This window comes from Chelativorans sp., assembly GCF_031180965.1.
GTDB lineage: Bacteria > Pseudomonadota > Alphaproteobacteria > Rhizobiales > Rhizobiaceae > Chelativorans.
Map to the genome: position 1 here is coordinate 1 of NZ_JAPSLH010000044.1, position 20,657 is coordinate 20,657.

The 20,657-nt window shown below is 63.2% G+C and carries 22 protein-coding genes and 2 tRNA genes; 11 read left to right on the top strand and 13 right to left on the bottom strand.

Annotated features, from left to right (window positions below):
* Nucleotides 1-604: 604 nt before the first annotated feature.
* The 7 genes from RIN79_RS20730 to rpiA form a co-directional block, all read right to left on the bottom strand.
* Nucleotides 605-2,302 (bottom strand): NAD+ synthase, encoded by a 1,698-nt coding sequence (locus RIN79_RS20730; RefSeq protein ID WP_309086628.1) that lies wholly within the window; start codon nucleotides 2,300-2,302, stop codon nucleotides 605-607.
* 43 nt (nucleotides 2,303-2,345) lie between these two features.
* Nucleotides 2,346-2,939, bottom strand: a complete 594-nt coding sequence (locus RIN79_RS20735; protein WP_309086607.1) for a hemerythrin domain-containing protein — start codon at nucleotides 2,937-2,939, stop codon at nucleotides 2,346-2,348.
* On the bottom strand, nucleotides 2,939-3,370 hold the full coding sequence (locus RIN79_RS20740) for a GFA family protein (RefSeq protein WP_309086608.1): 432 nt from the start codon (nucleotides 3,368-3,370) through the stop codon (nucleotides 2,939-2,941). The genes RIN79_RS20735 and RIN79_RS20740 overlap by 1 nt, the downstream gene beginning before the upstream one ends.
* Nucleotides 3,371-3,607: 237 nt before the next feature.
* Nucleotides 3,608-4,984: a class II 3-deoxy-7-phosphoheptulonate synthase gene (locus RIN79_RS20745; protein WP_309086609.1), complete on the bottom strand. Its 1,377-nt coding sequence runs from the start codon at nucleotides 4,982-4,984 to the stop codon at nucleotides 3,608-3,610.
* 125 nt (nucleotides 4,985-5,109) lie between these two features.
* Nucleotides 5,110-6,492 (bottom strand): glutathione-disulfide reductase, encoded by a 1,383-nt coding sequence (gene gor / locus RIN79_RS20750; RefSeq protein ID WP_309086610.1) that lies wholly within the window; start codon nucleotides 6,490-6,492, stop codon nucleotides 5,110-5,112.
* A gap of 113 nt (nucleotides 6,493-6,605) precedes the next feature.
* Nucleotides 6,606-7,178: a DUF2059 domain-containing protein gene (locus RIN79_RS20755; protein WP_309086611.1), complete on the bottom strand. Its 573-nt coding sequence runs from the start codon at nucleotides 7,176-7,178 to the stop codon at nucleotides 6,606-6,608.
* A 17-nt stretch (nucleotides 7,179-7,195) separates the two neighbouring features.
* Complete coding sequence (gene rpiA, locus RIN79_RS20760) at nucleotides 7,196-7,912, bottom strand: ribose-5-phosphate isomerase RpiA (protein ID WP_309086612.1); 717 nt, start codon at nucleotides 7,910-7,912, stop codon at nucleotides 7,196-7,198.
* Nucleotides 7,913-8,023: 111 nt separating this feature from the next.
* On the opposite strand from rpiA, the gene RIN79_RS20765 reads away from it, so the two are divergent.
* Together RIN79_RS20765 and RIN79_RS20770 are read left to right on the top strand one after the other, a co-directional pair.
* Nucleotides 8,024-8,719, top strand: coding sequence for an HAD family hydrolase (locus RIN79_RS20765; RefSeq protein ID WP_309086613.1), 696 nt, complete (start codon nucleotides 8,024-8,026; stop codon nucleotides 8,717-8,719).
* Nucleotides 8,720-8,774: 55 nt separating this feature from the next.
* Nucleotides 8,775-8,849 (top strand) — tRNA-Val (locus RIN79_RS20770).
* Nucleotides 8,850-9,064: 215 nt separating this feature from the next.
* On the opposite strand, the gene RIN79_RS20775 is transcribed toward RIN79_RS20770, so the two are convergent.
* Nucleotides 9,065-9,142: transfer RNA gene (locus RIN79_RS20775), tRNA-Met, on the bottom strand.
* 330 nt (nucleotides 9,143-9,472) lie between these two features.
* On the opposite strand from RIN79_RS20775, the gene RIN79_RS20780 reads away from it, so the two are divergent.
* Nucleotides 9,473-9,907 carry an ion channel gene (locus RIN79_RS20780; protein WP_309086614.1) on the top strand — a complete coding sequence of 145 codons (435 nt, stop codon included), beginning with the start codon at nucleotides 9,473-9,475 and terminating at the stop codon, nucleotides 9,905-9,907.
* Here the strand turns inward: RIN79_RS20780 and RIN79_RS20785 are convergent.
* On the bottom strand, nucleotides 9,904-10,422 hold the full coding sequence (locus RIN79_RS20785) for a cytochrome b/b6 domain-containing protein (protein WP_309086615.1): 519 nt from the start codon (nucleotides 10,420-10,422) through the stop codon (nucleotides 9,904-9,906). The genes RIN79_RS20780 and RIN79_RS20785 overlap by 4 nt on opposite strands.
* A gap of 627 nt (nucleotides 10,423-11,049) precedes the next feature.
* Between RIN79_RS20785 and RIN79_RS20790 the strand changes: the two genes are divergently transcribed.
* Entirely contained in the window at nucleotides 11,050-11,262 is a 213-nt protein-coding gene (locus RIN79_RS20790; protein ID WP_309086616.1) for a WGxxGxxG family protein, read from the top strand.
* Nucleotides 11,263-11,428: 166 nt separating this feature from the next.
* Complete coding sequence (locus tag RIN79_RS20795; protein ID WP_309086617.1) at nucleotides 11,429-11,812, top strand: VOC family protein; 384 nt, start codon at nucleotides 11,429-11,431, stop codon at nucleotides 11,810-11,812.
* 260 nt (nucleotides 11,813-12,072) lie between these two features.
* On the opposite strand, the gene RIN79_RS20800 is transcribed toward RIN79_RS20795, so the two are convergent.
* Complete coding sequence (locus RIN79_RS20800) at nucleotides 12,073-13,833, bottom strand: thiamine pyrophosphate-dependent enzyme (RefSeq protein WP_309086618.1); 1,761 nt, start codon at nucleotides 13,831-13,833, stop codon at nucleotides 12,073-12,075.
* A 304-nt stretch (nucleotides 13,834-14,137) separates the two neighbouring features.
* Between RIN79_RS20800 and RIN79_RS20805 the strand changes: the two genes are divergently transcribed.
* The 4 genes from RIN79_RS20805 to RIN79_RS20820 all read left to right on the top strand — a co-directional run bounded on the left by RIN79_RS20805 (nucleotide 14,138) and on the right by RIN79_RS20820 (nucleotide 16,176).
* On the top strand, nucleotides 14,138-14,353 hold the full coding sequence (locus RIN79_RS20805; protein ID WP_309086619.1) for a hypothetical protein: 216 nt from the start codon (nucleotides 14,138-14,140) through the stop codon (nucleotides 14,351-14,353).
* 5 nt (nucleotides 14,354-14,358) lie between these two features.
* Nucleotides 14,359-14,853 carry a DUF6438 domain-containing protein gene (locus RIN79_RS20810; RefSeq protein ID WP_309086620.1) on the top strand — a complete coding sequence of 165 codons (495 nt, stop codon included), beginning with the start codon at nucleotides 14,359-14,361 and terminating at the stop codon, nucleotides 14,851-14,853.
* 328 nt (nucleotides 14,854-15,181) lie between these two features.
* Complete coding sequence (locus RIN79_RS20815; RefSeq protein WP_309086621.1) at nucleotides 15,182-15,613, top strand: hypothetical protein; 432 nt, start codon at nucleotides 15,182-15,184, stop codon at nucleotides 15,611-15,613.
* Between the two features lie 113 nt (nucleotides 15,614-15,726).
* A complete protein-coding gene (locus RIN79_RS20820; protein WP_309086622.1) occupies nucleotides 15,727-16,176 on the top strand; it encodes a hypothetical protein in 450 nt (149 codons plus the stop codon).
* Nucleotides 16,177-16,320: 144 nt separating this feature from the next.
* On the opposite strand, the gene RIN79_RS20825 is transcribed toward RIN79_RS20820, so the two are convergent.
* Nucleotides 16,321-16,557 (bottom strand): hypothetical protein, encoded by a 237-nt coding sequence (locus tag RIN79_RS20825; protein ID WP_309086623.1) that lies wholly within the window; start codon nucleotides 16,555-16,557, stop codon nucleotides 16,321-16,323.
* Between the two features lie 643 nt (nucleotides 16,558-17,200).
* Nucleotides 17,201-18,190: an NAD(P)-binding domain-containing protein gene (locus RIN79_RS20830; protein ID WP_309086624.1), complete on the bottom strand. Its 990-nt coding sequence runs from the start codon at nucleotides 18,188-18,190 to the stop codon at nucleotides 17,201-17,203.
* A 153-nt stretch (nucleotides 18,191-18,343) separates the two neighbouring features.
* Here RIN79_RS20830 and RIN79_RS20835 point away from each other — a divergent pair, with 153 nt between their 5' ends.
* Nucleotides 18,344-18,628 (top strand): hypothetical protein, encoded by a 285-nt coding sequence (locus tag RIN79_RS20835; protein ID WP_309086625.1) that lies wholly within the window; start codon nucleotides 18,344-18,346, stop codon nucleotides 18,626-18,628.
* 126 nt (nucleotides 18,629-18,754) lie between these two features.
* A complete protein-coding gene (locus RIN79_RS20840; RefSeq protein WP_309086626.1) occupies nucleotides 18,755-18,970 on the top strand; it encodes a DUF2934 domain-containing protein in 216 nt (71 codons plus the stop codon).
* 464 nt (nucleotides 18,971-19,434) lie between these two features.
* On the opposite strand, the gene RIN79_RS20845 is transcribed toward RIN79_RS20840, so the two are convergent.
* A partial coding sequence (locus RIN79_RS20845; protein ID WP_309086627.1) for an autotransporter outer membrane beta-barrel domain-containing protein occupies nucleotides 19,435-20,657 on the bottom strand: 1,223 nt, incomplete at its 5' end.

The window sequence follows — 20,657 nt, forward strand, 5'->3', positions numbered from 1 at the left end:
CCTCCAGGTACCGATCCCTGGAGGGGGAGGTTGCCGCCGCTCTCCCGAACACCCGGTGCGCATCCGGTTCCCGCAAGAGCGATGGGACGGATTGTAAGAGGGCTGCCGGGGGTGGGGATAAAATCTCAGGCGAAAAAAAGCAGAAATCGTGCAGGAGCTTGTTTTTGCTGCAGATTATTTTTGCGCACTGGAGCCGCGAGGCCAATTTCATCCCCACCTTCGGGGCGGGCGGAGGGGGATCGGTTCGAAAGAACCCCTCACTTGCGTTTTTCCAAGCACTTGCTCGGGGACAAGCCCACTCGCAAGTGCAGGAAAACGCTTTCTCTCCCGCAAGGGGAGAGATATCGCCGGCATCGGCTTTGCTGCTAATCATCGAGGCTGGTGAGCGACCGAAGCGCTGGTGCAGGGCGCCCATCTCTCCCCCTGCGGGGGGTGAGCGGCCGGTTCGCCGAAGGCGAATTCATCGTGCCAGTGGCACGATGAAAGGCCAGCAACGCCGCGATGCTGCGAAGCAGCGGGGACCCGGCCGGAAAGCGTTTCCGGCACCTGCAAGCGGGCTTGTCCCCGAGCAAGTGTTTGGAAATCGCAAGAGAGGGGTTCCGTCCTACCGGTCGCGGAACTTGTTGGTGATGGGATAGCGCCGGTCGCGCCCAAAGTTCTTCCTGGTGATCTTCACGCCAGGGGCGGCCTGCCGGCGCTTGTATTCGGCCACGTAGAGAAGATGCTCCACCCGGTGGACCAGCGCCCGGTCGTGTCCGCGCGCGACGATCTCGTCCACGCCCATCTCGTTCTCCACGAGGCATTCGAGGATGTCATCGAGCACCGGATAGGGCGGCAGCGAATCCTGGTCGGTCTGGTTCTCGCGCAGCTCCGCCGAGGGGGCCTTGTCGATGATGCTCGAAGGGATCACCTCGCCCGAAGGCCCGAGCGCCGTCGGCGGCACGTGCTCGTTGCGCCAACGGCAGAGCGCGTAGACCTGCATCTTGTAGAGGTCCTTTATGGGATTGAAGCCGCCATTCATGTCGCCATAAAGCGTCGCATAGCCGACCGACATTTCCGACTTGTTGCCGGTGGTGACCACCATGGAGCCGAACTTGTTGGAGATGGCCATCAGGAGGGTGCCGCGCGCGCGGCTCTGCAGGTTCTCCTCGGTGATGCCCTCCTCCGTGCCTTCGAAGAGCTGGCCGAGCGCGTTCCTGAAACCTTCCACGGGCTCATGGATCGGCACGATATCGTAGCGGCAGCCGAGCGCTCGGGCGCAGGCCTCCGCGTCGCGCAGCGATTCCTTGGAGGTGTAGCGATAGGGCATCATCACCGCCCTCACCCGCTCCTCGCCGAGCGCGTCGACGGCAAGCGCGGCGCAGAGCGCCGAATCGACGCCGCCCGACATGCCCAGCACGACATTCCTGAAACCGTTCTTGTTCACGTAATCGCGCAGGCCCAGCATGCAGGCGCGGTAGTCGGCCTCCTCCTTTTCCGGGATGATCGCCATCGGGCCGCCGGTGCAGACCCAGCCTCCGGCTTCCGCGCCTGCAACGCCCTCGTCCTTGCGCCAGGTTGTGACGGCGACCGCCTCCTCGAACTGGCTCATCTGGAAGGCGAGCGACTTGTCCGACTGGATGGCGAAGGAGGCGCCGTCGAAGACGAGCTCGTCCTGCCCGCCCAGCATATTGGCATAAATGATCGGCAGGCCGGTTTCGATCACCTGCACGAGCACGATCTGCTGGCGCACCTCGACCTTGCCGCGATAGTAGGGCGAGCCGTTGGGGACCAGCAGTATCTCGGCGCCGGATTCGGCAAGCGTCTCGCAGACGTCGAGTTCGCCCCAAATGTCCTCGCAGACGGGAATGCCGAGCCTGACGCCGCGGAAATTCACCGGGCCGGGCATGCTGGGCCCCGCCTGGAAGACGCGCTTCTCGTCGAACTCCCCGTAATTCGGCAGGTCGACCTTGTGACGCTCGGCGACGACCTTGCCGCCGTCCAGCACCATCACCGAATTGTGGACGCCGCTCTCGCGCTTCAGCGGCGTGCCGATGATGACGCCGGGCCCGCCGTCGGCCGTATCCTCCGCCAGATCCCGCACCGCCCGCTCGCAGGCGGCCAGGAAGGCGGGCTTGAGGACCAGGTCCTCGGGCGGGTAGCCGGCGATGAAGAGCTCGGTCAGGAGCAGAAGATCCGCCCCCTGACGGGCGGCGTCGGCACGCGCCTCGCGGGCCTTGGCAAGGTTGCCGGGAACATCGCCAACGGTAGGGTTCAACTGCGCGACGGCGATGCGGAGAGTATCGGGAGCGGCGTTGGTCATGAGGCTCATCTAGCTCGCCCCCCGGAGGCTGGCAAGAATGGGCTCAGCCGCCAACGCCCAGCTTCTCCTCGCCCCGGTCAAGGATGAGCGGGATGATCAGGTCCTCCTCATCATAAAGATGACCGGTGAGCATGTGGATCAGCCTTTCATTCTCATCCGCATAGGCGTCGGCGGCGAAACGCTTCCTGTCGGCGTCCTGCTGCAGGGCGACCAGGAATTCGCGCGCGGTGGCGGCATTGCGCTCCAGCGCGTCGTGGATCACGTGGTGGTCGCTGTCCAAGATGTCGAAGCCGCGCTGGAGCCGCCGCTCGGCCTCGGCGAAGACGGGAAAATAGTGGAGGTCCTCGACCTGGTGGTGGCCGTGCAACTGCTGCAGGAAGAAGCGCAGCCGCGGCGCGAACCATTGCGCGAAGTCGGCCGGCGGCAGGAGCCCCTCGCGGTAGTCGCCCACGCTCTTTTGCAGCATTCCGCCGAGCTCGCGGAACATGTCGTGCCGCTGCAGCCAGAACTGCGCCATCTGGCCGAGATTGGCGTGGCCCTGCCACACCTCCCGCGGATATTTTTCCACCAGGAAGCGCAGATCGTCGGGGAGCTTTCCGCGCTTCTCGAGCAGGAGGTCGTGGGGCAGTTCGGTCATCAGTCTCTCTTGCCGGCGGCTTTCACGAGCGGCGACGATGAGGAAGCCACATGCTGCGGAAGGCCGTCATCGATCTCGTAATAGTCGCCCTTGTCGGCGACGAAGATGTGCGCCTCTTCGGTCAGCCCGGTGGGCAGGTCGAAGCTGCCCGCCATGATGGAGATCTCCTTCGCGCCGTTCTGCTTCCAGAAGAGGGCCGATCCGCACACCCGGCAGAAGCCGCGCTTGGCCATGTCCGACGCGGCGTACCAGGTGAGTGTTCCGGCATCCTCAATCTCGATCCGCTGATCGTCGATCTCGGTTGCCGCATAGTAATGCCCGGTCTGCCGGCGGCACTGCGAGCAATGGCAGTAGAGGATACCGCGCAATTTTCCCGTCGTGCGGAAACGCACTGCACCACAGAGGCACCTGCCCTGTCTGATTTCGCTCATCGGCCTCTCCAGCAAAAATCCCGGCCATCATGCCATGGTGAAAAGGCCGGCGGCACCGCAAAAATGTTGAACGCTCTGATCAATATAGGCGCGCTCCGCCGGCCTGACACCAGCGGAATCGGCCTTGGCCGTCCTGCCTGTTTGAAGGTCCAGGCATGGATCCTCGCATGACGCCGCACAATGACGAGGCGGAGAGGCTTGTGCACCCTCTCCGTGCTCGGCAATTGGCGGCAGTCGTCAGCCTGCGGCGACTTTCCGCTGCGGATGCGCCGCTGCGTCCTTCTTGAGGAGCTCGGCCACGAGGAAGGCAAGCTCCAGCGCCTGGTCGGCGTTGAGGCGCGGATCGCAATGGGTGTGGTAGCGGTCCGAAAGGTCCTCGGCCGAGATGGCGCGGGCGCCGCCCGTGCATTCGGTGACGTTCTTGCCGGTCATCTCCACATGGATGCCGCCCGGATGCGTGCCCTCGGCGCGATGCACCTCGAAGAAGGTCTCGACCTCCGTCAGGATGCGGTCGAAGGGCCGCGTCTTGTAGCCGTTGAGCGAGATCGTGTTGCCGTGCATCGGATCGCAGGACCACACGACCTTGCGCCCCTCCTTCTGCACGGCGCGCAGGAGCTTCGGCAGGTGATCCGCCGCCTTGTCGGCGCCGAAGCGGGCTATGAGGGTGAGCCGCCCCGCCTCGTTCTGCGGGTTGAGCACATCGATCAGCCGCAGGAGCGTGTCGGGATCGAGCGAGGGGCCGCATTTCAGCCCGAGCGGGTTCTTGATGCCGCGGCAATATTCCACGTGGGCGTGGTCGGGCTGGCGCGTGCGGTCGCCGATCCAGATCAGGTGGCCGGAGGTGGCGTACCAGTCGCCGGAGGTGGAATCGATGCGCGTCAGCGCCTCCTCATAGCCGAGCAGCAGCGCCTCGTGGCTGGTGTAGAAATCGGTCTCGCGCAGCGAGGGGTGGCTTTCCGCGCTGATGCCGATAGCGCGCATGAAATCCATCGTCTCGGTGATGCGGTCGGCCAGCGCCTGGTAGCGCTCGCCCTGCGGGCTGTCGGCGATGAAGCCCACCATCCACTTGTGCACGTTCTCGAGATTTGCGTAGCCGCCCTGGGCGAAGGCGCGCAGGAGGTTGAGCGTCGCCGCCGACTGGCGGTAGGCCATTTCCTGGCGCGCCGGGTCGGGCATGCGCGAGGCTTCGGAAAAATCGATGCCGTTGATGATGTCGCCGCGATAGGCGGGCAGCGTCACGCCGTCCTTCGTCTCGGTATCGGCAGAGCGCGGCTTGGCGAACTGGCCGGCGATGCGGCCCACCTTCACCACCGGCTGGGCGCCGGCGAAGGTCAGCACCACCGCCATCTGCAGGAAGACGCGGAAGAAGTCGCGGATGTTGTCGGCGCCGTGCTCGGAGAAGCTTTCGGCGCAATCGCCTCCCTGGAGGAGGAAGGCTTCGCCCTCGGCCACCGCGGCGAGCTGCTTCTTGAGCTTGCGCGCCTCGCCGGCAAAGACGAGCGGAGGATAGGTCGCCATGCGAGCCTCGACCTCGGCCAGGGCGGCCCGGTCCGGATAGGCCGGAACCTGCAGGATCGGCTTGTCTCTCCACGAATTCGGCGACCATCTTGTCATTTCAGCACCCAATAGACTTCACATCCGGCGGAATACCCCGGCCGGCCAGCGGCTATTTACCGGAAGCCTTGCGCGGATACTACCCCGCAATTGGCGCGGAGGCGATGCAAAGCGCTGCGAAAAAGCTAAACCCGCTCGCCGTTCCGCACGCGGTAGGTGGGCTGGTACATGGTGACGAGTTCCTCCGCCGCCGTCGGATGGATGGCCATGGTGCGGTCGAAATCGTCCTTGGTGAGGCGGGCTTTCACCGCGATGCCCAGGAGCTGCGCCATCTCGCCCGCGTCCGGCCCGAGGACATGGGCGCCGAGGACGCGGCGCGAGGCGGCATCCACCACCAGCTTCATCATCATCTTGTCCTGCCGTCCGGCGAGGGTGTGCCGCATCGGGCGGAAGCTGGCGCGGAAGATTTCCAGCTCGCCGAAGCGCCTCGCGGCCTCCTCCTCGGAAAGCCCGACCGTGCCGATCTCCGGCTGCGAAAAGACGGCGGTGGCGATGTCCTGGTGGTCCACCCTGGTCGGGTTGCCCTTGAAGACGGTCTCGATGAAGCACATGGCCTCGTGGATGGCGACGGGGGTCAGCTGGACCCGGTCGGTGACGTCGCCAATCGCCCAGATATTCTCGACATTCGTGCGCGAATAGTCGTCGACCAGGATCTCGCCTCTGATGCCGGTCTCCACGCCCGCCGCTTCCAGCCCCAGATCCTGGGTGTTGGGGTTGCGGCCGATGGCGAGCATGATCTGGTCGAAGGTCTCGACCCCGCCGGACAGGAGGTGCGCGTCGAGCCGGCCGTCCGGCCGCTTTTCCACCTTCTCGAACACTTCGTGGCAGAGGATGCGAATACCCTTCGCCTCCATGGCTTCGTGCAGGCCGCGCCGCAGATCGCCGTCGAAACGGGAGAGGATTTCCTTGCCGCGATAGACGAGCGTGGTCTCAATCCTCAGCCCATGAAAGATGTTGGCGAACTCGACGGCGATATAGCCGCCGCCGCCGATGGCGATGGAGCGGGGCAGCTCCTTCAGGTCAAAGGCTTCGTTGGAGAAGATGCAGTGCTCGTGGCCGGGGAGGGCCTCGTGCGGATTGGGCCGCCCGCCGGTGGCGATGAGGATGTTTTCCGCCGTCAGCGTCTCGTCGCCCACGCGAACCGTGTGCCGGTCGAGCAGGACCGCCCTGCCCTCGATGATGCGCGCGCCGGCGTTTTCGAGCCCCTTGCGGTAGAGCCCTTCGAGGCGGGCGATCTCGCGGTCCTTGTTGGCGATGAGCGTCGGCCAGTCAAAACGGGTCTGGCCGACGGTCCAGCCATAGCCCGCCGCATCCTCGAAATGCTCGGGGAATTGCGAGGCGTAGACGAAGAGCTTCTTCGGTACGCAGCCGCGGATCACGCAGGTTCCCCCGAAGCGGTATTCCTCGGCGATGGCTACGCGCTTGCCGAGGGAGGCGGCAAGGCGCCCTGCCCTGACCCCACCCGAGCCGCCGCCGATGACAAATAGATCAAGGTCGAACTTCGCCATGGCCCACCCGCCGCTTCGATTTTGGTCCCCTGCAGCTATGACCTTCGCGCGCAAAAGAAAAGCCCGGCACATTCGGCCGGGCCTTCAATTTCTATTCAAGATGGCCAGCGAAATCAGTTGCCCGCCGGAGCACTCTCCGCGGCCCCGCCTTCCGCCGTCCCGGGCTCGGCGGCGGAAGGCGCCTGAATCCCAGCGGCTGCCTGCAGGGTTTCCACCACGGAATTGGAAAGGTCGCGGACGACACCGCGGCGCCAGATCTCGGCGGCCTGCATGACCTCGCGCGTGACGATCGGGCCGTCCTGCAGGAGCTTCTTGCCGGTCGGAGAATTGTAGAAGGTGGCGATGTTCTGCAGGTCCTCCTGGCTGAAGATCCGCGCATAGGCCGCGGCAGCCTCGTTCTCGAGGTCGGCGCGGCGGCTCGCAAGCTCCAGCGCCTTCTGGTCGACGGTGTCGTTGATGAGCTCGACCATGTTCGGGCTCTGCTGGATGAGCTGGGCCTTCAGCGCCGCCGCGGCCTCGGGCAGAAAGCCGTCGAAGGGGTCGGTGGCATTGATCGCGTCGATCGCCGAGCGGGCGGCCTTCAGATGCTCCTCGGAAACCTCCTGCGCCCCCGCATGCAGCGACAGCGCGGTCAGTGCCACCGCAGCGGAAAAGGCGAGCGTGCGAGCGCGTTTGGCCAATGTCATCTCTGTTGCTCCGTTCTCTATGGTCCCACCCGGCCCGCCGCATCAAGCGTCCTGATGCCGTCCTTGCCTGCAAGGATCGCCAGGCTGGCGAGGCCGATGAAAATTCCGTGCTCCACGACGCCCGGTATGGAATTCAGCGCCTGCGCGAGGGCTTCTGGCTCCGGAATGCGGCCAAAAGATGCATCGACAATGAAATGTCCGCCGTCCGTGACGAAGGGTTTTTCCCCCGCCATGCGGGTGCTGATCTCGCCGGAAAGACCGAGGCGTCCCGCCGCCGCCCTGATGGCGACCACAGTGGCGCCGAGGCCGAACGGGTTCACCTCGATGGGGAGCGGGAAGCGGCCAAGCGTGTCAACCACCTTGCTCTCGTCGGCGATGACGACCATACGGCGAGAAGCCGCGGCCACGATCTTCTCGCGCAGGAGCGCGCCTCCGCCGCCCTTGATCAGGGTGAGCGCGGGACCAACCTCGTCCGCGCCGTCGACCGCCAGGTCCAGCTCCGGCGTGTCGTCGAGGTTCGTCAGCGGGACAGACAGGTCCCGGCACAGTTTGGCCGTGCGCTCGGAGGTCGGAACGCCGACGATTCGCAGGCCCTCCTCGATTCTGGCGGCGAGCAGGCGCACGAATTCCTCGGCGGTCGAGCCCGTGCCGAGGCCGAGCTTCATGCCGCTTTCGACATGTTCCAGAGCCGCCCGCGCGGCTTCGATCTTCAAGGTCCTGGCGTCCGGTTCCATCTTGCCCCCGCAGCAAAGCAGCCTCTAGCCGGTTTCACCGCCCGCCGCAAATGCCTTTGCGCCCCCGTCCGAGACGCGCTATCGGCATGGTTGGCAAATGGGGAATCAGCCATGGCATCGCCTATTCTCGTGCTCGATCTCGACGGGACGCTCGTCGATACCGCGCCGGACCTGCTCGCCAGCCTCAATCACTGCCTGCGCACAGTGGATGTGCCGGAGGTGGCGCCGGGTGAGATCCGCCGTTACGTCGGGTCGGGGAGCCGGGTGATGATCGAGCGCGCCTTCGCGGCGCATGGACGGCCCGTCGCCGACGGCGAACTGGACGCGCTGCAAAGGCTGTTCATCGAACATTACAAGGCCGGTATGCCCGGCCTGTCGAAACCCTTTCCCGGGGCGATCGAAGCGCTGTCGCGGTTCCGCGATGCGGGCTATGCGGCCGCCGTCTGCACCAATAAGCTCGAGGGCCTGTCGCGCGCCCTGCTCCGGGCGCTGGACATTGCCGACCGGTTCGAGGCGATCAGCGGCGCCGACACCTTCGGCCACCGCAAGCCGGACCCGCGGCATCTTCTGGATACGATCGCGCTGGCGGGCGGCGACCGCGAGCGCGCCATAATGATCGGCGATTCGCGCACGGATATCGACACCGCCAAGGCCGCCGGCATTCCGGTGGTGGCAGTGGATTTCGGCTATACGGACCGGCCGGTGCGCGAGTTCGAGCCGAGCGTCGTCATCTCGCATTTCGACGAGCTGACGCTGGGATTGGCGGAAAACCTCCTGAAGGCCGCCGCCGGCCGCCCTGCGGCTTGACTTCGCCGCAAGCCCTCCCTTATATCGCCGCGCGCTTGGCGATTTACCGCCGGGCGGGCGCGTAGCTCAGCGGGAGAGCACACCCTTCACACGGGTGGGGTCGTAGGTTCAATCCCTACCGCGCCCACCATTTATTTCGATGGAATCGATAACTCCTAAGACAAGCTATTCTGAAACCTGCAACTTCGCTCTAGAGCGTGCAGGGAACAGAGGCTTCATGCCGTACAAATCTTGCCCGCCCTGCCCCTATGAGGTGGTCCGGTTTCAGTCTTAGGGCATGGTCGGCTTCTGGGCCAATGCCGGGCCCGATCTGGGTGGTGCCGCGTGCATGACGATTGGCTCCGGCGCCGGTAGCTTATCGGATTCGAACCCGCGATCCCCTGCTTATGAGGCAGGCGAGATAGACCATTTCTCCACACCGGCAAAACCTAGACCGATCCCCTTGGCCTCACAGCGAGGCGCAAGCGTGCTATGGTCTCCGCCGGGAGGAGAACGACCATGCAAGACCACCTCGTAGAATTCAGTCTGCTTATGGTTTCCGTCGTGTCGTCAACGGCGGCGGTCGCACTGCTACTTTGGCATTGCTGAGGCACTGGAACATGTCCTCTTCCCGCGGTAGGAAGGCCGCGGGCGGAGGCTGACGTCCAGCGAAAGCGGCACGTTCGGTCTGCTGGCCGCGCTTAAGGCTCGCCAGATCCAGACTGTCTGCCGCCCTCGCGCAAACTGCCTGTCGTAGCCTTCCCGGAGCCACTATTGCTCGCCGCTTTTGCAATCTCAGCCGTTCTCGCGCTCGTAACCGTTCTCCTCACCTATGAGGTGCTGAACGTCGCTGGCGCCCTGCGGCGGCGGTTTTCGTTGCCACGCCGCCTTGAACTCTTGGTCCTGGTCGCAGCATCCATCGCCGTTCATCTGGCGAACATCGGTCTCTTCGCGCTCATGTATGCATGGATGAGCCAGTACCCCGAACTTGGCACACTCGCAGGTGAGGTGACCGGTGAAGCAGGCGAATTCCTCTATTTCTCCGTAGCCTGTTACACGACCATCGGCTTTGGTGAGATCTACGCCACCGGACCGATGCGGATTGTGGCGGCGTTGGAAGGCTTGAACGGCCTGGTGCTCATCACCTGGTCTGCGTCGTTTGCCTACGCCACGACCTCAGACCTGTGGGACCGGGACCAGGAACGCTAGTGAGAGCGGCTTCCAGCTGGAACGCGCGCAAGCATACGCAAAAGTGTGTCGTTCCGGAATACGAAGTGCTCGCCAAGCGCGCCGATGACGTGCAGGGCTACCAACGCTATCAGCAGGTTTTTCAGAACCTCGTGCGCATCCGCAGCATCGTCGACACGGCCAAACCAGGCGACAGCCCCAGAAATTGGCATCGCCAAGATCAGGAAATACAAAGCGACGTGGCTAGCTTGACCGAGCCAGATTAGCGGGGCCGGCTTGTCACGATGTGCCGGGGGAGCTCCTCGCGTGAGCCTGACGAAAACGCGGACCGCGGCCAGGGCGAGCACCGTCACCCCTACCCCAATGTGCAGATTGGCCCAGCCCAGCCCTTCTTGGATGCGCTCTCCGTCGGCTCGGTCGCCCCAGGCGTCAGACACGCCGTCGTTCACGAGCAACTGGAAAAAGATCAAACCCGCGATGATCCAATGCAGCCAGATTTGAACGGCTGAGTACCCCTGCGGCGGGCGAAGAGGCATGTCCTAACCTCCTTCTGCTTCCTGGTCCCTCGGCGAAATTGATACGTTACCCCACTGCCCTAATGGCGGGCCGCCCCCACTTATCGAAGGATTGACCGCACGCGCTGCATTTCCGCCGCCCCATAAGGCTTGGTTAGGCGAGGTCGGGTTGCGAAATCGAGTTGCAGGCGTGCCGCACTTCGGGCACTCCACGGCAGCCAAATTGGTGCCCCCGCGACTTCCCCGGGGTGCGGAAAGAAAAGAACGCGTAGCAGACGATTGCACCAATCGCAGCCAAACTCAGAACAATTTCGAATGCGCCATGCCGTCCGTTAATCGTGGCCCGGTCAACCTAATTCGAGGATAGCAGCGAACCATCCATCGGGACAATCGGCGAGCGTTTTGCCACACCGCCAGCATCGCTCGAGCATGCCTTCAATGACCTTGGTGCTTCCCTTACTCCTGCTCAGACGGACGCATGGCGACCATGTAGCAGTAGCTTGCCCCGTCGGGCTCCTCTCAAATACCGCGGGAAGAGTCAGACTTTCGTCGGTCCTCCCGTTGGCATTAGGTCTGGTGCACCGTCAGACGAGGAACCTCCTACAGCCGCCATTGTTGGCCTAGGCCTGAAACAAGGAGGTTCTTTTTATGCGTAAACTTATGGCATCCCTGGCAATGCTTCTCGCGGTTGCCACCACGACTCTTCCGGCAGCAGCACAGACGGCGAATACGCCCGCCGCACCCGAAACCACCGCCAACGAGGATGAAGGCTTCGATCTTGGCTGGATCGGTCTACTCGGTCTGCTTGGGCTAGCTGGCCTCACCGGTCGTCGCCGCGACACCCGCAGCACTCTCCGCTAACATTGCCTCGAACGGCTCACCATATCCCGGTGAAAACCGGGGCGCCGAGCTGACGCCGCCCAGATCCGAGACGCACCAGCAACGGTGCGTCTCATGCGCAGGACTGCTGCGAGCTTTCGCGGCTGACGGAATCGGGCTAATCCGTTCCATCTGCAGGAGGGAACGCATGTTCAGTCACATCGTAGTAGGCGCAGACGAGCTCGACATTTCGAAGAAGTTCTATGATGCAATCTTCACTGCATCAGGAGGCAATGCCGGTGAGTTCGATGCGAAGGGCCGCGTCGTCTATACCCGCGACGGCGTGCGGTTCATGGTGACGAAACCGATCAACGGACAGCCTGCAACCTTCGCCAACGGCGGTACGGTCGGTTTCTCCATGCAAAACGCAGAGCAAGTCCAGGCATGGCACGACGCGGGCGTCGTGAATGGCGGAACGTCTGTAGAAAGCCCTCCAGGTCTTCGCGACATGGGCGCCCGGAAGCTTTATCTCGCCTATCTGCGAGACCCCATTGGAAACAAGCTTTGCGCCAGGGCGGTCATCGCCGGATAGCATCCGACGCCGCCCCTTGCTGCTTCCGCTTCCTCGGCGCTCCTCGGCGAGCGGGTCTTCGCCAGGCTTCAGCTTGTCGCCCTTCTCCTTGCACCACCCAGCTTGGCGCGGAGGAAATCGCCGCCCGCTTCAGCGTGACGGCGCATGTGGCGGGCAGCGCTCGCGTCTCCGAACGGTCCCGCCCCGGCTGATGCAGGTCTATCGCGAAAAGGGATTGCCTGTCGCAGAGATCTGCCATCGGGCTACACGCGGCTCCGGCCCTAGCCTCCTGCCTTCATCATGGAGCTGAGCGGCTCCTGTGAAACATTCTCCTCGATTGACTCGCGTCCGGGCGTTTCCGGCAGCGCCTTGCGGAAGTTCCTGGCATAGTCCGGCGGCATGATCGGCGGCATCATCGGCTCGTATGGATCGACCACCGCTTCGATGACCACGGGGCCCACGGCAGCGAACGCGGCGTCGAGGACGCCTTCGACTTCATCGGCACGGGAGACGCTGTAGCCGATGCCGCCCATCGCCTGGGCCGCGAGCGCAAAATCGATCGGCTGCAGTTCGCAGGCGAATTGCGGGTTGCCCAGGAACATCATCTGCTCCCATGCGATCTGGTTGAGCATGTTGTTCTTGAGCACGAGCACCTTCAAGGGGATCTGATACCGAACGGCGGTCGAGAATTCCCCGAGCTGCATCGCGAAACCGCCATCACCGACCACCGCGAAGATCGGCCTGCCTGGAAAGGCCAGGCCTGCGGCGATCACATATGGCAATCCGCAGGCCATGGATGCGAGTGCACCCGACACGCCGAATTCCTGGCCCGGCCGCATGCCTATATGGCGCGCAGCCAGCTCCGTGTTCTGTCCGGAATCGGTCGCAAGGATCGCATTGTCAGGCATGCGGCGGCCAAACGCCCGGACAATGACCTGCGGTTTCAGCGGCGTGTCCGGCTTGGCTTCCGACTGGGCCATCATCTCGCGCCAGCGCCGCATGCCGGCTTGCGCCTCTTCGAGGAAGCTGCGGTCCGGCTTCGGCGAGAGGCGTTCATTGAGCAGGCTGAGCGTTTCCCGCGCATCTCCCACGAGGCCCACGTCGACAGGGCAGCGCAAGCCGATCCTCTGGGCATCCCGGTCGATCTGGATGCAGCGCGCCTTACCCGGTTCCGGATAATACTCGATGTAGGGAAAGGTTGAGCCGACAATCAGGAGCGCATCGCATTGCTGCAAGGCCTGTTGCGATGGAGCAGTGCCGAGGATGCCGATGCCGCCGGTCGTCAGGGGGTGATCATCAGGAAGGACGGCTTTGCCGAGAAGCGCCTTGGCCACGGGCGCAGCCAGAAGTTCGGCAGCGCGCTCCAGCTCCGCCCGTGCACCGAGCGCACCGCGGCCGGCCAGGATTGCCACTTTGGACGCATTGTTCAGAATGTCGGCAGCGCGTTCGAGCTGCTCTGCATCCGGCAGCCTGCTTCCTTCGAACCAGCGATCCGGCGTATGCGCGGGCCTGTTCCGTTTCGAACGCTTGGCCTCATCGAGCTGCTGCTCCTGAATGTCGCTCGCAATGGACAGATGCGCCACCCCACGCCTGGCCAAGGCAGAACGGCAGGCGAGGCTCGCGACGTTCTCCATATGCGCCGCGTCCGAAACCTGGGCATTGAAGATGGCGACATCGCTGAAAGCGCGGGTCAGATCCACGTCCTGCTGCGTGAACGTCTCGATCAGGTCGTGGTACTGCATTCCCGTGATCGCCAGGACCGGCGCTTGGTCGAGCTTGGCATCATAAAGCCCGGTCAGAAGATGTGTTCCGCCCGGGCCTGAGGTCGCCAGGCACACGCCGAGCCTGCCGGTCCATTTGGCGTAGGCGCAGGCCATGAAGGCAGCCGATTCCTCGTGGCGCACCTGAACGAACCGGATCCGATCCTGCCGGGTCCGCAGCGCCTCCATGATGCCGTTGATGCCGTCTCCCGGCAGCCCGAAGATGAATTCGACATTCCAGTTGATCAGCGTCTCGATGAGGATATCTGCGGCATTGGGCATGCACCTCCAGACCCGCCGAACCGGACGCGGCGCCCAAGGTTCCTTGGTCTGCCAGACAGGCTCTTCAGGCGCTCTCACGCCATCATCTGAAGCGGCATTCAAGTGTGAGGGCTCCGTCCCACTGCGGCCCGGCTTCCGCCCTACCCCTTGTTCCCGAGCTCGTGATCGCACGTATCGTGCGATACTCGGAGCCGTGATTGTCGAAGCTATCAAATGATAGGATATTCCCAACTCGCGCGAGAATTCCGGACCAGGAACATGGCCGTCACATGATGGTTTCTGCTCCCGAAGAAGGGACGGAAAAATGCAGTATGATATTCGCCAGAGCGCCGACGGCACCTGGGAGGTATTCGACGTAAGAACGGGGAGCGTCGCTTCGCTGGGGGGCGTGCCGCTAGAGCGGCTCGAGCAGATCGAGGCCACTGCAGCATTGCATATGCTGCGCTCCCGGTTTGTGCAGGACGCGCGCAAGAAGCAGGACGCACAAGCGGCGGGTAGACGAGGAAAATGGTTCAGATAGCTGTAATGGCCCTCACTCTGCTCGTTTTGTCAGCCGAATCCGCACCGGCGGAAAGCATCACCGTCGAACGCGGCCCCTGCCTCGGCGAATGCCCTGTGTACCGCATTGAGGTGTCTGCGAGCGGCGAAGGCACTTTCGATGGCCGGCGTTTCACGGCCGTCCAGGGCCAACGCAAGTTCTCCATCACGCGGCAAGAATGGTCCGCTTTTCAGGGCGTCCTCGCCCCGTACCGGCCTAGAGGAACGGAAGACATCACACCTGGCCATCCGCGTTGTCGCCAAATGGCTACCGACCACCCATCCATCATTGTGACCTGGGCCGAGGGCAAGCGGACTGATCGCCTGATCTTCAATTACGGGTGCAAGGATCCAGAAAATGCGGCGATGGCGCGCGTACTGAGTGACGCGCCTGATCTCCTGCCGGTCGGAGAATTCATTGAGGAGCGGCGCCTTGAAGACGGCGCATGGGACCGTCACCCCTCCACCGATCATTCCCGGTAAGCTGTGGGCCCCTGTCTGGCCGCTCGGAATGCAAAAAGCCCCGCCGGCCAGGAGCCAGCGGGGCGTTGTATGAGTGCAGGGAACACTGAGGCAGGGGAAACGCAATCAGCCAAGGCGTAAGCCCGGAGCAGATGTTTACAGCAACTTTATACAAAGGCTCGGAAATTCCTCAGAAAATCCATCCCAGTTACTATTGTTTTATTTTCCATTCAACGGTGAAGCGCCCCAGCTTATTGAGATACAACCGCGCGACGGCTATCATAGCTTTGACGAAAACAGGCTTGCGGGTGGATAACCCGGCAGGATCGAACGATAGGGATGGCCACTCATGTCAGTATTGAACAGTCTGGCCCATCGCGGTCCCTTAATGATTATTGTTGTCCTCGCAGGGATGGGAACTACGGTCGGCTTCGCTTCGAATGACGTCTGCCATGGGGTGAAGATAGAAGTAACCAAGGCTCGCAAGGAGGCATACGCCCCTCTCGTCGTCGCGGCAATGGACGGCCAGGTCAAGCCCGCCCAGGTGGAGTTCAGCGCGCTGATGGAGAGCGGCAATTGGAGTGCCGCTTACGTGTCCACCCCTGTGAGCGATGACGGTGTTATGTTTTTCGAGGCAGTCGCCGGCCAGAAGCGTTTTCGCGACCTATGGGGCGGCTGGGCGGACCCGTCGGAACGCCCGGAATTGGTTGCATGGGCAAGGAAGCTTGGGGCGCCGGCGGACTTGGCCAACTGTTTCGCCGAGACCGTTACGGACCGATGAATGATGTTGGGTCAAGGACAAGGCGGATCAACGAGGCCGAACCTCGTTATCCCCGCATGGAAGCCAGGAGCTTCCGGCACGGAGACACACACAATCAGTAGGAGGCTGGTGACATGCATAAGCTAAATCGAACGCTTTTGGCGGCTATGTTGATAGGCATGGCGGGGGTTGCAACCGCAGGGGCCCAATCGACCGCCGAGGTGAATGAAACTCTCGATGATCTCTTTGGCGAGCACGCGCCGTATCAGGCGTTCTTCGACAAGCTGAAGAAGGCCGTTGCGGAGAATGATAAACAGTCGGTCGCTTCCATGGTCGATTATCCATTCAAGGCGCGGATCAATGGCAAGGCCGTGACGATCAGAGACGCGGCTCATTTTACCGCGGATTACGACAGGGTCTTCACTGCCAAGGTCAAGGAAGCCGTCTCTAAGCAGACTTATGCGAACCTGTTTGCCAACTGGCAGGGCGTCATGGTCGGAGACGGAGAAGTCTGGTTCAGCGGCATTTGCAAAAATGAGGCGTGCGAACAGCGGACGGTAAAGATCATCGCTGTCAACGACTGACAAACGGAAGGATGGCGGTCACCCGGAACAATCCGCCACACCGGCCCAGTGGATGCTGTGGCCACTCCCTCCGATCTAGCATAAAAAAGCCCCGCCGGCCGGAGCAGGCGGGGCACGGGGCGGGCACACTAGGCGTGGCCGCACCTACCATTGCATGCGGAAGCCGACCGTGCCGGTGATCGAGTGGCTATCGCCGAAGTTTGCGAGGCTCGTCTTCGCCAGCGCCTCGCCATAGAGGGAGTACTTGTCGTCAGCAAAGTTCAAGGAGCCGCCGACGCCAAGACCGCCCCAGAGCGCATCGTCCTCGCTCTCGATATCCGCTCCCGCGACACCCGCGATCGCGGGTAGACGCCGGCAAAGGCGTACACGGCATAATCCCATACGCGCCGCTGCAAGCGGTCCTGGCAGGAGCATGGAATCTTGATAGAAAGCCGATTCGCCTCGCCCTTCACACGGGTGGGTGGTGGGCTCAATCCCTACCGCGCCCACCATCCTCTCGCGCCGTCATCACAAGAAGCACTCCCTAGGCCCGTGCGGCCAGCGGCGTACCACCGCCGACGGCAGGTTCTTCGTCGGCCAGTTCGGCACGCAAACGTTGCGCCCTCAGGGCGGGACGTTCCGCTCCGGCGGCCGGCGTGGGCCTCGAGCTTGTCGTCCGACGCAAGCGCCAGGGCGCGGCGGTCGTCCTCATCCAGGTGCAGCGTCATATGCGGGAAGGTTATCTCGATCCTGCGCTCCTCGAAGCTGCAAAATTCGAGTTTGATCGGACGGTATGTCTAGGTGAGGTGCAGCGCGCTGCCGTAGGCGCCCCCATAATTTGCCGTTAAGCTCTTGCTGGCGCCATCACCGCCTCCTGATGGCGGATCAACGTCAATCTGCGCCCGTTGACGTATGGCTAGCAGAGATTATGTGCTGGTAGCCAAGTCACAGCACCAGCCATACACGCGTAACTCAAAGCAAACCCGTAGCCGGTGCGTCAGAGCCGCGATTCCGGCCCACATGATGCTGGTGCTGGATGGCACCCTCAGATCGCCGCCCGCTGCGTCTCGGCCGGCGGCATAGTTCTGATCATCTCGACCAGGCTCGCCTGGTCGGCATCGCCATAGCCCGACGCGACGGCTTTTCTTATGAGTTGGAGCATCGGCGCGATCAGTTCGGGGCTGACACCCTGGCCCTCGCTCGCCACGATAAAGTTTTTGAAGGCTGCCGCCTGCATCTCGAGGTTCGAGACGACATTGCTGCGGTAGTCACCGCTGTCGATGCGCCGCGCCATGTCAGGCAGCCAGGTCATGACGGCCCCGAGCCAGTTGGTCAGCATCGGAAGAAATTGTTCCGCCGACCCCTTTTCCGATCCGGTCAACGCGAAGGCATGCGTGACACCGGAGAACAGGCCGTACATGGCGGTGAGCAGGGCAATGTCGTGCAACGGCGCCAGCCCGGCGTCCTCGCCGAGATATCTGGCCGCTCCCAGCGCGCCGAGCGTTTTCCCGTGCGCCTCGAATGCCGCGCGCGCACCGCTGTAGAGGATCAGGGCCTCGGCTTGGCCGATCATCGGCGGAACCGCCATGATGCCGCCGTCGAGGTAGTCGGCGCCCCGGGCGGCTGCCCATTGTGCCATCTCGCGCGCCTGCGCCGGCGTGCCATTGGTGAGGTTGACAAACGTGCGGCCGGCAAGCGCGTCCGTTGCCGGCTCGAAAGCCTCATAGACGGTATCGTAGACCAGCAGGCAGGCGATCACCAGTCTGCTCGCCTCGACGGCGTCCTTGACGTTCGTGGCGGCGATGGCGCCCTCGGCTACAAGCGCCTCAGCCTTGGCCGGCGAGCGGTTCCACACGGTCACGCTGAGGCCGCTTTTCAGGAGCGCCCTGGCCAGGGCCGAGCCCATGGCGCCAAGGCCGATGACGGATACGTCGGACATTTGCTTTCCTTTCTTTTTCGCTTCGATCGTGAAGTTACGCCGAGCTGTACGTGCGATTAGTCGGCGACAGGTCCTAGCCGAGGCGGCCGTCGGCATTTGATCCGCTCGCTGGGGTGAAGGTGCTCCGGCGTCCTTGCCCGAAGCTAGGCAGGTACTTTCGACTGCACAAGTACAGACAAAAAAGTAAGGTACCTACTAAATACTCAGAATCGGAGAGTTCCTGGAAAAAGAACTGCCGGAATTTGCGGATTGGGTCCCGCGCTCGCGGTGATCGGCGGCAAGTTGGGCGCAGCCCTGCCGCTTTGCCTGTGGCATCAGCCAGATTCGCATGTGCACAGGCAAAAGCGAATCCCACGTCGGACTCATCTGTCAGGCGGAAACCACGAGGCTGCGAAGTTCTTCTTCAAGCGTTTCACGAACGTCTTCGCGAGTGGCATCGGCTTCGGGATGCGCTTCAAGAAGATCCTCAGCTTTGGCTTCAAGATCGAGAGCGGAATCCGCGTCTGCCATCGTGTCGGCTATGTGCACGGCTAGTGGGAGGGCCGGCATAGTCCCATCTCCCATGTGCCCCGCCAACCCGCCGCCGAACAAAGCGCGTTCAGGAAAGTTCCTGAAGGAGCGCTAGACCGCGTGGCGGTCTGCCCTGTAGGAGCCTTCACCATGTGGAACGCATCGAATGACGGATCGGGAGACCGTCAGAACGAAACTCCTGACGACCGGGCGGAGCGTATTCGCCAGAGAGCGTATGAACTCTGGGAGGCCGAAGGCCGCCAAGAGGGTAGAACAGACGAATATTGGAAGCGGGCGGAAGAACTGATCGAGGATGAGGCTCAGACGGCCTATCCGCCATCCGCATCTCGAGGCAACCGCACTTAGCGGGCCTCCGCTGATTTGTTCGAGTGCGACCCTGCCAGAATTCGCTAGGCAGGTGCGGGTTAAAAGGCGCATACAGTTCGTTCAGCCGACCGACACCTGCTGGTGAGTCGCGGTCCCACTCTTGTCAGAGACCCCTATTCTCAATGGCTAGCCGAAGTGACGAATGAACCTCGCCGTCATGGGCGAGTTCTCCATCACGAGCAGAGGGGACCAAAAAATTGCCATACGATATCCGGCAGAATGCCGACGACACTTGGACTGTCATCGACACGTCGAGCGGACGCACCGCCTCCTTGGGAGGAATGAGGTTGGAACAACTCGACCGGGATGAGGCGTATGCGGCAATGCACATGCTACACTCTCGTTTCCAGCAGGCCGCACGGAGCAGGCAGGTCACACATTAACCGAAAAACCCCGCCAGCCTTTCGGCCAGCGGGAGCGATAACACTAGGCGTGGCGCGCACCTACCATTGCATGCGGAAGCCGACAGTGCCGGTGATCGAGTGGCTATCGCCGAAGTTTGCGAGGCTCGTCTTCGCTAGCGCCTCGCCATAGAGGGAGTACTTCTCGTCAGCAAAGTTGAGCGAGCCGCCGATGCCAAGACCGCCCCAGAGCGCATCGTCCTCGCTGTCGATGTCCACTCCCGCGACATCCACATTCGAGCCGCCGTCGAAGTCATAGTAGAGATTGGCGATGCCGTAGAAATGCGAGCGGTTGATGCTGCCCGACGGGCCCTGCCACTCGGCCTGGCGGTCGAGCGTGATGCCGAGGCGCCCGACGAGGTTCTCGGCTCTGTCCAGCGACACATCCGCCCCGAAGGCATCGGTGAAGTCGTCGAACTCCACGGCCGAGTAGATGAGCTGCACCTGTGGGGTGGTTGCCCAGGCTGGCGTCAGCGCTATCCGCTTGCCTGCTTCGAGGCTGAGCGCGTAGCCCACGCCCTCATTGCCGTCCTCCAGCACCAGCCCGGCCGTGCTGGATTCAAGATCGCTGTCGAACCAGGTCACCTGCGCCTGGCCGTCCACATAGAAGCCGTTGTCGGCATACCAGGTGAGCGTGCCGCCTGCGCCGTAGCCAGAGCCTTCGATGGAGCCGTCGCCATGGATGGAGGCGACGTCGGACGAGAAGGTGCCGTAATGCAGGCTCACCCCACCGATGAGATCGCCCGCGCCGAGATCGGCGATGGGAATGTCGATGCCGGCCTTGAACTTCCAGCTCGACAGATTGTAGTCGGCGCCGGTCGTGCTTGTCTCCGGCTCGAAGCTGCCGCCGAAGCCGCGCAGTTCCGCCCAGATGCCGAGCTGCCTCTGAGCCACCGTCTCTTCCGAGATCGCGTCAGCGCCCTCGGCGACGACGGTCCACTGCCGGTTGCCCACACGCTGCTGGAGTGAGCCGATGTCGATGAAGCCGAGCAGAGCGCTCGCATAGGCCTCGTAGAGCGGCACGCCTGGCTGGTAGTGCGGGGGCGGCGGCGGCAGAGGTGGGCACTCTCCATCATCGCACGGGGGTGGTACCGGCGGATTGGGCTGCTCCAGTGTCGAACGCAGATACCAGTCGCCGTCATTCGGATTGGTCACGCCGCCCTGGTAGAGCCGGTAGGCATAAGCGCCCCCAACCACCGCCGGGTCGCCGTCATAGGTGAAGTGGCCCAGAAGCGTGAAGGTGCCGTTGGACGTCCCCCCGACAT